Origin of the sequence: Streptomyces muensis, assembly GCF_021474425.1 — a bacterium.
Lineage (GTDB): Bacteria > Actinomycetota > Actinomycetes > Streptomycetales > Streptomycetaceae > Streptomyces > Streptomyces muensis.
Genome location: NZ_JAKEIP010000216.1, coordinates 1 through 14,007, shown reverse-complemented (window position 1 = coordinate 14,007; position 14,007 = coordinate 1). Strand labels below are relative to the sequence as shown.

At 71.0% G+C, this 14,007-nt stretch carries 12 protein-coding genes and 1 pseudogene; 7 read left to right on the top strand and 6 right to left on the bottom strand.

Annotated features, from left to right (window positions below):
* Positions 1–172: 172 nt before the first annotated feature.
* Positions 173–940: pseudogene (locus L0P92_RS45550) on the top strand (lysylphosphatidylglycerol synthase transmembrane domain-containing protein); the annotation flags it as partial.
* Positions 941–1,089: 149 nt separating this feature from the next.
* On the opposite strand, the gene L0P92_RS33760 reads toward L0P92_RS45550, so the two are convergent.
* Positions 1,090–1,878 (bottom strand): creatininase family protein, encoded by a 789-nt coding sequence (locus L0P92_RS33760; RefSeq protein WP_308289783.1) that lies wholly within the window; start codon positions 1,876–1,878, stop codon positions 1,090–1,092.
* Between the two features lie 41 nt (positions 1,879–1,919).
* Here L0P92_RS33760 and ribA point away from each other — a divergent pair, with 41 nt between their 5' ends.
* Positions 1,920–2,588, top strand: coding sequence for a GTP cyclohydrolase II (gene ribA, locus L0P92_RS33755; RefSeq protein WP_234766859.1), 669 nt, complete (start codon positions 1,920–1,922; stop codon positions 2,586–2,588).
* Positions 2,589–2,654: 66 nt separating this feature from the next.
* Here ribA and L0P92_RS33750 read toward each other — a convergent pair whose 3' ends face one another.
* Both L0P92_RS33750 and L0P92_RS33745 read right to left on the bottom strand, forming a co-directional pair.
* Entirely contained in the window at positions 2,655–3,887 is a 1,233-nt protein-coding gene (locus L0P92_RS33750) for a serine hydrolase domain-containing protein (RefSeq protein ID WP_234766861.1), read from the bottom strand.
* A 140-nt stretch (positions 3,888–4,027) separates the two neighbouring features.
* Positions 4,028–4,195 (bottom strand): hypothetical protein, encoded by a 168-nt coding sequence (locus tag L0P92_RS33745; RefSeq protein WP_372497372.1) that lies wholly within the window; start codon positions 4,193–4,195, stop codon positions 4,028–4,030.
* A gap of 88 nt (positions 4,196–4,283) precedes the next feature.
* Between L0P92_RS33745 and L0P92_RS33740 the strand changes: the two genes are divergently transcribed.
* Positions 4,284–4,733: a PPOX class F420-dependent oxidoreductase gene (locus tag L0P92_RS33740; protein WP_234766858.1), complete on the top strand. Its 450-nt coding sequence runs from the start codon at positions 4,284–4,286 to the stop codon at positions 4,731–4,733.
* A gap of 134 nt (positions 4,734–4,867) precedes the next feature.
* Positions 4,868–6,976: an NB-ARC domain-containing protein gene (locus tag L0P92_RS33735; protein WP_234766857.1), complete on the top strand. Its 2,109-nt coding sequence runs from the start codon at positions 4,868–4,870 to the stop codon at positions 6,974–6,976.
* Here L0P92_RS33735 and L0P92_RS33730 read toward each other — a convergent pair.
* Positions 6,963–8,273 (bottom strand): hypothetical protein, encoded by a 1,311-nt coding sequence (locus tag L0P92_RS33730; protein ID WP_308289782.1) that lies wholly within the window; start codon positions 8,271–8,273, stop codon positions 6,963–6,965. The two genes, L0P92_RS33735 and L0P92_RS33730, sit on opposite strands and share 14 nt — an antisense overlap.
* Before the next feature lie 781 nt (positions 8,274–9,054).
* On the opposite strand from L0P92_RS33730, the gene L0P92_RS33725 reads away from it, so the two are divergent.
* Positions 9,055–9,465 (top strand): VOC family protein, encoded by a 411-nt coding sequence (locus tag L0P92_RS33725; protein WP_234766855.1) that lies wholly within the window; start codon positions 9,055–9,057, stop codon positions 9,463–9,465.
* A gap of 126 nt (positions 9,466–9,591) precedes the next feature.
* On the opposite strand, the gene L0P92_RS33720 is transcribed toward L0P92_RS33725, so the two are convergent.
* Both L0P92_RS33720 and L0P92_RS33715 read right to left on the bottom strand, forming a co-directional pair.
* Positions 9,592–10,932, bottom strand: a complete 1,341-nt coding sequence (locus tag L0P92_RS33720; protein ID WP_234766854.1) for an MFS transporter — start codon at positions 10,930–10,932, stop codon at positions 9,592–9,594.
* A 198-nt stretch (positions 10,933–11,130) separates the two neighbouring features.
* Positions 11,131–11,796: a TetR/AcrR family transcriptional regulator gene (locus L0P92_RS33715; protein ID WP_234766853.1), complete on the bottom strand. Its 666-nt coding sequence runs from the start codon at positions 11,794–11,796 to the stop codon at positions 11,131–11,133.
* A 168-nt stretch (positions 11,797–11,964) separates the two neighbouring features.
* Between L0P92_RS33715 and L0P92_RS33710 the strand changes: the two genes are divergently transcribed.
* Positions 11,965–12,858, top strand: coding sequence for a shikimate dehydrogenase (locus L0P92_RS33710; protein WP_234766852.1), 894 nt, complete (start codon positions 11,965–11,967; stop codon positions 12,856–12,858).
* Positions 12,859–12,881: 23 nt separating this feature from the next.
* The coding region (locus L0P92_RS33705; RefSeq protein WP_234766851.1) for a sugar phosphate isomerase/epimerase and 4-hydroxyphenylpyruvate domain-containing protein at positions 12,882–14,007 on the top strand (1,126 nt) is incomplete at its 3' end.

The window sequence follows — 14,007 nt, the reverse complement described above, 5'->3', positions numbered from 1 at the left end:
GGCCGTCTCCCCCTCCCGCATCGGCGTCGTCGTCACCGAGCCCCGACCGGAAGCCGCCGACACCGACGCACCGCACCCTCGCCCCCGTCCCCTTCGCGCCCTGCGGTCCCGCCTCAACACCCCCGCCGTCCGCACCCACCTGGGCACGGCCGTCGGGGTCGCCATCCTCGTCGTGCTGTTCTGGCGGCTCGGCACCGGCGTCTTCCTCGACGGGCTGCGGCGGATCGACGCGACGGCGCTGGTCGTCGCCCTCGGGATCGGGGCCGTCACCACCGTGTTCAGCGCCTGGCGTTGGCAGTTGGTGGCCCGGGGCCTGAGGATCCGGCTGCCGCTCGGGGCGGCCGTCGCCGACTACTACCGCGCCCTGTTCCTCAACGCGGCCCTCCCGGGCGGCGTCCTCGGCGATGTGCACCGGGCCGTGCGGCACGGGCAGAACGCCGGTGACATGGGGCGCGGTGTCCGTGCCGTGGTCCTGGAGCGGACGGCCGGTCAGCTCGCCCTCGCCGCCGTCGGCGCGGTGGTGCTGCTGACCATGCCGTCCCCGGTGCTGAACGAGGCCCGCGACCTCACCCCGCTCGTCCTGTTCGCCGCCGTGGGCGCACTCGCCGTCGTGGCCGCCGTACGCATGAACCGGGCGCCGTCGCGCCGCGAGCGGAAGAACCCGACGGTCCTGGGCGCCACCCTCTTCGAGGCACGCGAGGCCCTGCTGTCCCGGCGCAACGGCCTCGGTGTGGCCGTCTCCTCCGTCGTCGTCCTCGCCGGCCATGTCGCGATGTTCGTGCTCGCCGCGCGGATCGCCGGCTCGGGCGCCTCCGTGGCGGCCCTGTTGCCGCTCGCCGTCCTGGCCCTGCTCGCCATGGGCCTGCCGCTGAACATCGGTGGCTTCGGCCCCCGGGAGGGCGTCACCGCCTGGGCGTTCGGGGCCGCGGGCCTCGGCGCCGACACCGGGCTGGCCGTCGCCGTCGTGTACGGCGTCCTCAGCTTCGTGGCCGCCCTGCCCGGCGCCCTCGTCCTCGTCGTCCGCTGGTACACCGGCCTGCGCGCGGACTCCGGGTCCGCCGTCACCATGGCGGACCCGGAACCCAGCCGCTATTTTCGGGCTTCTCCCGTGTCCCGTACGGAATCGTCCGCGGAGGTCAGCAGTGACACATACGCGCCGAAGGAATCCGCGAGGCTCGCCAGCAGCCGCTTCCCCTTTTCCGCGGAGCCCAGCGAAGGACGCCCGATGACCCCCGAATCGGTATAGCCGGACATACCGAGGGTGAGCAGATGACGGCGGTCGTCCGATACGAAATCGGCAGTCTCATAACCGGGTCGGATCAATTCGGGATGAGCGTGCAGAAGGATGGAGGTCTCGATTTCTCCCGCATGCATGTCGGTGAGCAGCGAGGTCTCCACCCCCGCCCGCTCCCGTGCCGCCTCCCAGTCCTCCGGGGCCGGGAACAGCGCCATTCGCTCACCGCGCGCGGAGGACTCCTGAACGACATTGCCCAGTACGTAGTTTCCGCCGTGCCCGTTGACCAGCACCAGGGCGTCGACGCCGGACCGGCGGAGCGAATCCGCTATGTCCCGTATGACCGCATGAAGGGTCACGGAGGAGATGCTGACGGTCCCCGGCCAGGCCGCGTGCTCGTGCGAGCACGAGATCGTCACCGGCGGAAGGAGGTGCACCGGGTACGCCGCGGCCATCTCGCGGGCGACGGCGCAGGCCACCAGCGTGTCGGTCGCCAGCGGGAGGAACGCGCCGTGCTGCTCGAAGCTTCCGACGGGAAGGACCGCGACCTGCCGTGAAACGCCCGCTCCTCGCGTCCGTACGTCCTCGGTGGTGTCCGCCGGCACCAGCGAGTGTGCCGCCGGCCGCTTTTGTGAACCACTCATCTTTTCACGGCCTTTCGTCTCTGCTTAGGAACTGAAGAATCATGACAGAAAAAATTGGCGTACTCGGCACGAAGTCCGGCCAGCGGACGCAGCGTTCCGGTGTGGAGCGCGTGGTGAATGCCCCCCTGCCCACCGTGTACGGGGAATTCCGGGCGATCGGCTACCTCGACCACGACCGCGGTGACGAGCAAGTGGCCCTGGTGTACGGCGAGATAGGCAAGGACGACGTCCTCACCCGGCTGCACTCCGAATGCCTGACCGGTGACGCGTTCGGCTCCCAGCACTGCGAGTGCGGCGACCAGCTCGCCTCCGCGCTGCGTGCCGTCGTCGCCGAGGGCAGCGGCATCGTCGTCTATCTGCGCGGCCACGAGGGCCGCGGCATCGGCCTGCTCGGCAAGCTGCGGGCGATGGCCCTCCAGGCGGAGGGCCTGGACACCGTCGAGGCCAACCTCGCGCTCGGTCTGCCCGTGGACGCCCGCGACTACGGCGTCGCCGCCGAGATCCTCCACGACCTGGGCGTGGCGAGCGTCCGCCTGATGTCGAACAACCCGCGCAAGCGTGAGGCGTTGGTGCAGCACGGCATCCAGGTGGCCGAGCAGGTACCGCTGCTGATCCCGCCGTGCGAGAACAACATCACCTACCTGCGGACCAAGCGGGAGCGCCTCGACCACCACCTGCCCCATCTGGACGCGGTGGCGCACCTGTCCTGACGAGGCGCTCCGCCGGGTTGTGCCGTCCTGCGCCCGGAGGCCGACCGGGTGCGACCGGCGGCGGGCTCAGGCCTCCGTGAGGGACTCGTTCACGAGCCGCCTGAGGTCCTGGAACAGCGTGTGCGAGGTCTTGGGCCGGACCTGGGTCATGAACTGCACCGTCAGGTCGTGGCGCGGGTCGACCCAGAACGTGGTGGTCGCCGCCCCGCTCCAGCCGTAGGCACCGAGCACGGTCGGAGCCTTCGTGCGCGTCGGGTCGATCACCACGGAGACGCCGAGCCCGAAGCCCATGCCGTCCTTGCCGGGCTCGTCATGGGCGGGACGGCTGCCGAAGGAGCGCAGGTCGACGCCGTCCGGCAGATGGTTGGACGTCATCAGATCCACGGTCTCGGGGGCCAGCAGACGGGTCCCGTCGAGCTCGCCGCGGCGGCGCAGCAGCTCCATGAAGCGGTGGAAGTCGTGCGCGGAGGCGGCCATGCCGCCGCTGCCGGACAGGAAGCGGGGCCGGCCGCGCAGCGGGAGACCGGGGATCGGCTCGATGCCGCCGCTCTCGGTCTCCCCGTACAGCTCGGCGAGCCGGCCCGCCTGTGCGTCGCTCACGCAGAACCCGGCGTCGGTCATCCCCAGCGGCCCGAAGATCCGCTCGGCGAAGAACTCGTCGAGCGGCTGCCCGGACACCACCTCGATGACCCGGCCCAGGACATTGGCGGCGACCGAGTAGTTCCACTGCGTCCCCGGCTCGAACTGCAGCGGCAGGCTCGCGTACACGTCGACCGTCGTGGCCAGGTCGGATCCGGGCAGCACGGCCGAGTCCAGGTTGGCGTCGCGGTACAGGGCGTCGACGGGGTGGGCGTGGTAGAAGGCGAAGGTCAGACCGGCCGTGTGGGTCATCAGCTGCCGGACGGTGATCGGCCCGTCGGAGGGGCGGGTGACCGTGTCGGCGCCGGATCCGCTGACGTACACCCGGGGCTCGGCGAAGGCGGGCAGATGACGGCCGACCGGGTCGTCGAGGGACAGCCTGCCCTCCTCCACCAGCAGCAGCGCGGCGACCGAGGTGACCGGCTTGGTCATGGAGTAGATCCGCCACAGCGTGTCGGCCTCGACGGGCAGCCCGGCGGCGAGGTCCCGGTGACCGTGCGTGGCGAGGTGCGCGACGCGTCCACCTCGGGCGACGGACACCAGGTAGCCGGGTATCCGCCCCTCGTCGACATAGTGGGCGAAATGCTGGTCGAGGCGGTCCAGCGCCTTCGCGTCCAGCCCGACCTCACCCGGGTCGACCTCTTGTGTCAGCAGCGCCATGACTCTCCTCCGCATACGTACGACGAGGGTGCGCTCCGGCATACCCCGACGGAACGGCCTCTGATCTCATCGTCGCGCAGGAACACGTGTACGGTCCCGCGATTGGCCATGATCGTCGAGCGTCGCGCCCGGCCGCCCGGTCAGGGCCCGACCCAGCCCCGCACCGCACATGTCGGCGCCGCGAGCACCATCAGCAGGGCCAGCGGCAGACTCACCAGGGCGTTGCGGAACGGGTCCAGACCGGACGGACCCTGCAACAGGAACGTGCCGACGAACAGCGTGCCCGACAGCGCCGCCGACGCGACCACGAGGTGTCTACGCAGTACGGACGGGTAAGAGGGCCTGAGGCGGGGACGGTGGGGAATGGTGGGACTCCCCGGCACCGTTGCTCCGTACATGACTCAGGACGCCACTCAGAACGCACTGCTCGCGCTGCTCTCAGAGGGTCACGGCGGAGTGCTGGTCACCCTCAAGCGCGACGGTCGGCCGCAGCTGTCGAACGTCGGCCACGCCTACTACCCCGACGAGCGGACCATCCGCGTCTCGGTCACCGACGACCGGGCCAAGACCCGCAACCTGCGTCGGGACCCGAGGGCGTCGTACCACGTCACGTCCTCCGACCGGTGGGCGTACACCGTCGCCGAGGGCACGGCCGACCTGTCGCCGGTCGCGGCGGACCCGTACGACGACACGGTCGAGGAGCTGGTCCGCCTCTACCGGGATGTCCAGGGCGAGCACCCCGACTGGGAGGACTTCCGGGCGGCGATGGTCCGCGACGGGCGGCTGGTGCTGCGGCTGCGGGTGGAGCGGGTGTACGGCATCCCGAAGGCCGCCCGCCAAGGATGAGCCGGAGGGCGGGGCTCCCGTGACCCCGTGTGGGGCAGGTGATGTTGCGTCACTTCCGGTCCGCCCGGCTAGGGTTGATCCACTGCGAGACGCCCGAGGACGCGGGTACCCAGGCGGACGGGGGAGTGCACGGCATGTTGGATCTGCTTTCGGTTGGTGCGATCACCGCGGTTCTCACCACGATCGGAACAGGTTTCCTGGGTGAAGCAGGCAAGTCGGCCTGGGTGTCCACGGGTGGGCTGGTCCGCCGGATCACCGGCAGGGAGGTGACGGCGCCCACGACGCCCGACGAGCGGGAACGCCTGGCCCGTCTGGTGCATCAGGGCGTACACGAGGATCCGCAACTCGCCCGCGTCTGGATGTCGTTCGCCCGCGGCGTGCCTCTTCCCGGAGTGACCCACAGGTTCCTGCGTCCCACTCTGCCCCCTGCTCCGGGCTACTTCACAGACCGTGAGCCCATCCTGAAAATGCTGGACAAAGAGGCGACCCGCGCCTTCGACGGACGTCCGAGGCTGGCCCTGCTCCATGGTCCGGAGGGCATGGGCTGCAGCACGCTCGCCATTCACTGGGGTTGGCGGCAGACCGCGCGATTCCCCGACGGGCAGGTGTACGTCGACCTGGGCACTCTCAGGCCTGAGGCGGCCCTCGGCCATGTGCTGCGCCAACTGGGGGTGCGGGATCAGGAGATACCCCACAGCGGTCAGGATCGGGCCGACCTGTTCCGACGCTGTCTGGCCGATCGCCGGGTCCTGCTCATCCTTGACGATGTTCAGTCCGCCGCGCACATGGAGCCGCTGCGGGTGTCGGCGCCCGGAGTCGTCACGGTCGTCGTGGCTCGCCGGCCACTGACCAGCCTCGGGGCGCAGTCCATCGCGGTCGGGCCGTTGGCGAAGCGAGACGCTCGTTTGATGGTGGAGCGGATTGTCGGCGAGTCCGTCGTCAGCGCGTCCCGCCGCGTTCTGCCCGCCGTGCTCGACCGCTGCGCCGGCATCCCCTACGCCCTGCACGCCGCCGCGCTCCGTCTGACGGCGCAGTCCGAACGCCCGGAGGCCTCCACCGTGCCCGAGAGCGACGATCCGGTCCGTGCCGCCGTGGACGATTCGTACCGCCTGTTGACTCCTGGCGCCGCCCGACTCTTTCGCCTGGCGGGACTACGGGAGTGGCCCGCACTGGACGCCGCCGCGGCGGCCTGCGCCGCCGACATCGAGGAGACGGAGGCCGCCGGGCTCCTGGAGGAGCTCGCCTCCGCGCTGCTCATCGAACCGACGGGTGTCGGTCGGTACCGTTACCGTCCCTTCCTTCGCGCACACGCCGAACGTCTGGCAGCCGAGGTCGACCGCATCCCGGCCTGCTCGGCGGCAGTCACCCGGGTGGTCGCGAGGTACCGGGATCTGGCCGCCGGGGCGGCCCACGCGGCACTGCCGAAGAGCTGGCGGGTGCCCTCGACACCATCGTCGTTCACCTACCCCGATCACGGTACGGCCGTCGCCGCTCTCGCGGCCGAGGCACCGAACCTCGTCCAGGCGATCCGCACGGCCGAGGAGTTCTCAGACCTGGACACCGTCGTAGGGCTCGGCCAGTCCCTGTGGCCCCTCCAGCTCAAGGCCGGCCACCTGGACGTCGTCCTGCCCGCGCTGGAGGTCGCGGTACGCGTCGCCGACGGGGAACGGTTCTCCGGCACCCGCACGGCCGGCGCACTCCACTTCCAACTCGCCCACTGTCTGATGGAGTTGAACCGATGGGCCGGTGCCGATCGTGAGGCGCGTGCCGCGGCGCACCATGAACAGGCAGCCGGCCATGTGCGGGGGCATGCCTCAGCCGTCGAACTCCTGGGCATCATCCGGCTGCGTCAATGGCTGCCCGATGACGCCTACGCCTGCTTCGAAGAGGCGGAACGCCTGTACGGCGGCATCCACCCGGGCGACGAGGGCTTCGGCGATCTCGAACGCGCCGGGGCGTTGCTGGACCGCCACCGAGGGAACGCACTTGGGCAACTGGGGCGCCGAGAGCAGGCGTTGGAGTACTTCGGGCGCGCTCTGAGCTTCTTCCGTGAGCACGGCAGCGAGGCGTACAACACCGCCCGTACGCTGACCGACCTCGCCATGTTCCACATGGCTGCCGGTGAGTCCCACGTCGCTCTGCCGTTGATCGACGAGGCGATCGGCCTGCTCGGCGACGAAAACGCCGACTTTCATGTGGAGCGGTTGCGCGCGATGCGCGAGGGGTGCGTCACGCCGGACTGACGACCACGGGGTGGGTACGTCCACCCGAGGTGATCGTCAGGCCCCGCTCGAACACCTCCGTCAGAGGCTCCCCTGCTCCCAGCCACGCATACAGCGCCGAGGCGTACACCGCCGGATCGGCATCCGCACCAGGCCCGGCCTCCAGCCGCAGCTGCGCCCCGGCGCGCGTGCGCACGACGCAGGTCCCGGGACCGGTGACGTACGCGGCGAGCCCGCAGTGCGGATGCCGGTCGAGGATCTCCGCTGCCCAGTGCGCGGGCGACACGAAGCGCGGATCGTCGGAGAGCCCGTGCCGGAACACCACGTCCGCGAGGGCGAGTTCGTCGATCTCACGAGTGTCCTCGTGGACGGCCGTGTGCGCATCGCCGACGGTGTCGTACGGAGCCGGATGAGGGCCCGCGTACCGGGTGACGGAGACCTGGCCCGAGCCCTGCAGCCGGGTCACGACGAGAAGCGGGACCATGGGGACGGCAGGCTCGTACCGAGGAATCGGTAGCGGTTCGAGGCGGGCGGGCGCGTCGGGTTCGGGGACACCCATCAGGTCGTAGAAGTGGCGCCGTAGCCGAGCCGCCGACTCGCCCGGTGCGGAGCTGACGAACTCGGCCGGTTCGGAAAGCGGTTGGTGCTGGTCGAGCAGCGCGTCGATCTGGGGGCGCAGGGGGAGCGCGGGCACGAGACGGGGCGCCGTGCGTACGAAGTCGCGCACCGGGGCGTCCGGTGCGAGACCTGAGAGGGGCGCGGCGCCCAGCAGGACCGGGGTGCCGAGTGCCGCGGCGTAGTAGGTGACCGCGCCGTGGTCGCCGATCACGGCGTCAGCGGCGATCAGTGTCTGCCGCCAGTTGTTCAGAGGGTCGATCAGGGCCAGGCCCGCACGTCGGGCACGATCGAGCCAGGCCCGGATCTGGCCGGGCCCGTGACCGTGCCAGATGTTGGGGTGCAGCACGGCCGCGAGACGGTACTCGTCGGTCGGGAACTCTGACGTCAGGCGGGGCAGCAGGGAGGGCAGCAGGTCATCGCCGTCGCCGTCGCCGAACAGTGATTCAGGATTCCAGGTGGAGTTGAGGACGATCAGCCGCTGCCCCTGGCCGACGCCGAGCGAGCGGCGGTAACGCTCGCGATACGGGCGCGCCGCCAGGAGACGGTCCCAGCAGGGGTCCCCGGCGAGCACCGCCGTGGACGCAGCCTCGGGGCAAGCGGTGCGCAACCGCTCGTACTGTTCGGGGTGGGACAGCACCAAGGCGCTGACGACCGGCTTCCCGTCCTCGTCGAGGAGCCACTCCGGAGACAGCCCGAACACCGGATCCGACTCGCTCCCAACGCCGGGCTGTCGGGTGTCGGGTGTCGGGTGTCGGGTGTCGGGTGTCGGGTGTCGGGTGTCGGGTGTCGGGTGTCGGGTGTCGGGTGTCGCTAGCCTCTTAGTATATCCGACACCGTGTGACAAGACGGTCAATACATCAGAAAACGCCCGGAGTTGGCCACCGAAACTCGCTGAGACCGCCAAGGCGACGGGTGTTGCCACGGCCTGCTCCCACGGCAGTACAGGCACTCCCGTGTCTGCCAGCAGCTCCGTGAGCCCCGCCCGGAACACCGACGACCCCGGCGTCGTGGCGAGCAACTGCACGCGGAAGTCGTCGTGGAACAGGGGCAGGACGTCCAGCAGCCGGGTCGCCGAGGTCACGTTGTGGACGATCAGGAGAACCTTCCGGGTCTGCCCCCGCGTGGCCCATCGCCCCGCGTCATCCCCGACGGGCACCCCTATCCACTCGGCCCTCGCCACGCCGTGCCCGCCTCTCGTCCCCGCTCGAATGATCGGGCAACGATAGTCAACCCCCACTTCGCGGGCGCCGGCCGCCCCTGAATCCGGCCGGTGCACGCGAAGCGCGATCGTGCTGTTCCTTTCTGTTCGTTCTCGCCGATGTTCTTGCGTGAAACGTCAACTGTCAACGGGCCGTATACCGGGACGACGGGACCTAGGGCGCCCGGCGGAGGGCCGGCGACCGATGGTTTCGGCGTACCCGGGCCGTCTACGCTGCCGAAAGGATCAACGCAGATCAGGGCGTCGCACGCAGGGGGTCGACATGCCGGTCAACGGCCGCAGCCACATCCGTATCGCCCGTCCGTCCCGGGACCTCGGGGCCGCGGAGCGGTTCTGGTGCGAAGGGCTGGGTCTCGCCGTCGTATGGCGGGCGGAGGGCGGCCCGGAACCGGGCGAGCACGACCTGCTGATGCTCGGCTGGCCGGACGCCGACTGGCATCTGGAGCTCGTCCACGAACCCGCCCGTCCCGTCGAACCCCGTCCGACCGAGGAGGACCTCCTCGTCGTCTATGTGGACGGCCCCGTGCCGGACGACCAGGTGGCCCGGCTGGAGCGGCACGGCGGCAAGCGGGTTGTGTCGCCCAACCCGTACTGGAACGAGTGGGGCGTCACGATCGAGGACCCGGACGGGTACCGGCTGGTGCTGTGCAGGAGGGGCTGGTCGAACGCCTGAGGCCGCCGCCCGCCGCCCGCCACCATCCGTCACCGTCATCGCTCAGGCCATCCGGCACGACTCAGGCCCCCGGAGCCGCCTCCGCGTCCGAGGGCCTGAGTGGCCGGCCGGGGGTGAACCGGAGGGTCAGGCGGGGATCGTCTGTCGTTCGGCCGTCTTGCCCGAGGCCGGTTCGCCGAGCCGTTCCGTCGGGATCCTGGCGGTCTCGCGGGCGGAGAGGGCGGCCACGACCGGCGGCACGCACAGGGCCGCCGTGAACAGGGCCACCGCGGACCAGTCGTCGCCGTCCGGGCCGGCGATCTGCGCGGCGAAGGTGACGGCGAAACCGGCGACCGCGAAGCCGATCTGGGTGCCGATGGCCATGCCGGACAGCCGGACCCGGGTGGAGAACATCTCGCCGTAGAAGGAGGGCCACACACCGTTCGCGGCGCTGTAGACCACGCCGAAGGCGACGATGCCCAGCACCAGGGTCAGCGGGTAGGAGCCGGTGGAGATCGCCCACAGGTAGAGGAACATCGTCACCGCGCTGCCGGCCGCGCCGATCAGGAACACCGGGCGGCGGCCGATGCGGTCGGACAGCGTGGCCCACAGCGGGATCGCGCCGAGCGCGACCAGGTTGGCGAGGGCGCCCACCCACAGCATCGAGGACCTGCTCATCCCGACCGAGTCGCTGGTGGCGTACGACAGCGCCCACACCGTGAAGATCGTGCTGACCGAGGCGACCAGCGCACCCGCGATCACCCGCAGCACATCCGCCCAGTGCTCCCGCATCAGCACCGCCAGCGGCAGCTTGACGACGCCCTCGGCGGCGGCCTGCTGCTCGAAGGCCGGGGTCTCGTCCAGCTTGCGGCGGATGACGTAGCCGACGACGGCGACCGCGATGCTCATCCAGAACGGCACCCGCCAGCCCCACGACAGCAGCTGCTCCTCGGGCAGCGCCGCGACCGGGATGAAGACCAGGGTGGCCAGCAGCTGCCCGCCCTGGGTGCCGCTCAGCGTGAAGCTGGTGAAGAAGCCGCGCCGGTTGGGTGGCGCGTGTTCCAGGGTCATGGAGTTGGCGCTGGCCTGCTCGCCCGCCGCCGAGATGCCCTGGAGGACGCGGCACAGGACCAGGAGTACGGGCGCCAGGGTGCCGACCTGGTCGCGGGTGGGCAGACAGCCGATGAGGAACGTCGACAGGCCCATCAGGATCAGCGTGAAGACCATGATCTTCTTGCGTCCCAGCCGGTCGCCGTAGTGACCGAGGAACAGCGCGCCGACCGGACGGGCGGCGTACGCGACACCGAACGTGGCCAGCGACAGCAGGGTGGCCGTCGCCGGGTCGGACTCGTCGAAGAAGACCTCGGGGAAGATCAGCGCGGCGGCGCTGCCGTAGATGAAGAAGTCGTAGTACTCCAGGGCGCTGCCGATCCAGGCGGCCGTGGCCGCCTTTTTCGGCTGGCCGACGGCGGTGTCGGGGACGGACACGGGGGTGCTCCTTCGAGGGGACTCCACCATACGGGGGAGTGAGTGCAGAGGAGAGGCGCCGGATCCCTGGGGTGACGGGTCGGCCGACCGGGAGCTACCCGGTTAATTAACCCACTGGATAGTTAGTAGCGGATGGCTACGGATGTTGCGCCGCCGTTTCCGAGCTGTCAAGAGGTCGTGCCGAAGGGCCTTGCCGGGTCAGGCCTCGGCCCGCGGTGCCGTGAGGTAGGCGATCACCATGTCGCCGAGCATCGCGCGGTAGTGCTCGCGCTGCGCCGGATCCACCAGGTCACGGCCGAACAGGGCGCCGAAGGTGTGCCGGTTGGAGACCCGGAAGAAGCAGAAGGAGCTGATCATCGCGTGCAGGTCGACCGCGTCGACGTCGGCCGTGAACAGGCCCGACCGCTGCCCCGACGCCAGGATCCGGCGGATCACGTCCAGCGCGGGTGAGCCGATCTTGCCGAGCTTCTCGGAGGCGGCGATGTGCTCGGCCCCGTGGATGTTCTCGATGCTGACCAGGCGGATGAAGTCGGGGTGCTGCTCATGGTGGTCGAAGGTCAGCTCCGCCAGCCGGCGGATGGCCGCGACCGGGTCCAGATGCTCGACGTCGAGCTCCTGCTCGGCCTCCCGGATCACTCCGTACGCCCGCTCCAGCACGGCCGTGAACAGCTGCTCCTTGCCGCCGAAGTAGTAGTAGATCATCCGCTTGGTGGTGCTGGTGCGGGCGGCGATGTCGTCGACCCGCGCCCCGGCGAAGCCGACCCGGGCGAACTCCTGCGTCGCCACGTCGAGGATCTCGGCCTGGGTGCGGGCGGCGTCACGGGTCCGCCCGTTGCTGCGTGCCGGCTCTTCGACGCTGGTCATCGGCTTCCTTCGGCGAGGGGCGAGCGTGCCCCGGTGGCCCACCCGCGTGCCGGTGATTGTAGAAGCCCTCTCGTCCGGCGCGTCGGGGCAGGCCTTCCCAAGTTTCGCTCCGCCTGCTATTACTAACTCACCAGTTCGTACATTAGTGAGCCGCTCAGGAGGTCCCCGGTGGGCAAGGACGCCAAGGACTCGTATCTCGTCGGGCTGATCGGCTCCGGCATCGGACCGTCGCTCAGCCCGGCGCTGCACGAGCGGGAGGCCGCCCGACAGGGGCTGCGCTATCTGTACCGGCTCATCGACATCGACACGCTCGGCGTCCCGCCGCGGGCCGTGGGCGACCTGGTCCGGTCCGCCCGCGATCTGGGTTTCGACGGGCTCAACATCACGCACCCCTGCAAGCAGCTCGTCATCGAGCACCTGGACGCGCTCGCCCCGCAGGCCGAGGCGCTGGGCGCGGTCAACACCGTCGTCTTCGAGGACGGCCGGGCCGTCGGCCACAACACGGACGTCACCGGCTTCGCCGCGTCGTTCGCCCGCGGGCTGCCGGACGTGCCGCTGGAGCGGGTCGTGCAGCTGGGCGCGGGGGGCGCGGGGGCGGCAGTCGCGCACGCCATGCTCACGCTCGGCGCCGAGCGGGTCACCGTCGTGGACGCGCTGGGCGACCGGGCCGCCGACCTCGCCGCCGCCCTGGACCGGCACTTCGGCGCCGGCCGGGCGGTCGGCGTCACCCCGGACACGCTGCCCACGCTGCTCGGCCGTGCCGACGGCCTCGTCCACGCCACGCCCACCGGCATGGCCGCCCACCCCGGCCTCCCCCTCCCGGCCGAACTGCTCCACTCCGGGCTGTGGGTCGCCGAGGTCGTCTACCGCCCGCTGGAGACGGAGCTGCTGCGCACGGCCCGGGCGCTGGGCTGCGCCACCCTCGACGGCGGCGGCATGGCCGTCTTCCAGGCGGCGGACGCGTTCCGTCTGTTCACGGGACGCGAGCCCGACAGCACCCGGATGCTCGCGGACATCGCCGAGCTCGCCGAACGCGCGGGCGCCGTAGGAACCCCCAGCTAGCACAGGCAGGAAGAGGTACCCGCATGCGCACGTCCATCGCCACCGTCTCCCTCAGCGGATCCCTCACCGAGAAGCTCACGGCCGCCTCCCGGGCCGGCTTCGACGGGGTGGAGATCTTCGAGAACGACCTGCTGGCCAGCCCGCTGACCCCGGAGGAGATCCGGGCGCGCTGCGCGGATCTGGGGTTGAGCATCGACCTCTACCAGCCGATGCGGGACATCGAGGCCGTGCCCGCCGACGAGTTCACCCGCAATCTGCGGCGCGCCCGGCACAAGTTCGAGCTGATGCGGCGGCTCGGCGCCGACACCGTCCTCGTCTGCTCCAGCGTCCACCCGCTCGCCGTCGACGACGACGCGCTCGCCGCGTACCACCTGCGCCAACTCGCCGAACTCGCCCAGGAGTTCGGCATCCGAGTGGCGTACGAGGCGCTCGCCTGGGGCCGACACGTCAGCACGTACGACCATGCCTGGCGGATCGTGGAGGCGGCCGACCACCCGGCGCTCGGCACCTGCCTGGACAGCTTCCACATCCTCTCCCGCAGCTGTGACCCCAAGGACCTCGAAGGCATCGCGGACATCCCCGGCGAGAAGATCTTCTACCTCCAGCTCGCCGACGCCCCCCTGCTCGCGATGGACGTCCTGCAGTGGAGCCGGCACTACCGCTGCTTCCCCGGCCAGGGCGGCTTCGACGTCGCCGGACTCGTCGGCCACGTCCTGCGCACGGGATACGCCGGCCCCCTCTCCCTGGAGGTCTTCAACGACGTCTTCCGCCAGGCCGAGGCCGGTCCCACCGCCGTCGACGCCCACCGCTCCCTCCTGGTCCTCCAGGAGGCACTCGGCGTCACCACCCCGCCCGCACCCGTCGTCCCCACCGGCGTCGCCTTCGCCGAACTGGTCACCGCCGACGCCGAACCCGTCTCGGCCCTACTCGGCGCCCTCGGCTTCGCCCGCACCGCACGCCACCGCAGCAAGCCGGTCGACCTCTGGCAGCAGGGCGAGGCCAGGATCCTGGTCAACACCTCCGGCGCCGCCCGCCGCGACGGCACCGGACTCGCCGCGATCGGCCTGGAATCACCCGACCCCACCGGCGCCGCCCGCCGCGCCGAGGCCCTCCTCGCCCCCGTCCTGCCCCGCCGCCGCGCCCCTGAGG

What these genes read in the sequence shown, in the direction of transcription:
- L0P92_RS33740 (WP_234766858.1), top strand. Translation starts at nt 4,284, where the DNA reads ATGACTCAGGACGCCACTCAGAACGCACTGCTCGCGCTGCTCTCAGAG.
- L0P92_RS33750 (WP_234766861.1), bottom strand. Translation starts at nt 3,887, where the DNA reads ATGGCGCTGCTGACACAAGAGGTCGACCCGGGTGAGGTCGGGCTGGAC.
- L0P92_RS33760 (WP_308289783.1), bottom strand. Translation starts at nt 1,878, where the DNA reads ATGAGTGGTTCACAAAAGCGGCCGGCGGCACACTCGCTGGTGCCGGCG.
- L0P92_RS33715 (WP_234766853.1), bottom strand. Translation starts at nt 11,796, where the DNA reads ATGACCAGCGTCGAAGAGCCGGCACGCAGCAACGGGCGGACCCGTGAC.
- ribA (WP_234766859.1), top strand. Translation starts at nt 1,920, where the DNA reads ATGACAGAAAAAATTGGCGTACTCGGCACGAAGTCCGGCCAGCGGACG.
- L0P92_RS33735 (WP_234766857.1), top strand. Translation starts at nt 4,868, where the DNA reads ATGTTGGATCTGCTTTCGGTTGGTGCGATCACCGCGGTTCTCACCACG.
- L0P92_RS33725 (WP_234766855.1), top strand. Translation starts at nt 9,055, where the DNA reads ATGCCGGTCAACGGCCGCAGCCACATCCGTATCGCCCGTCCGTCCCGG.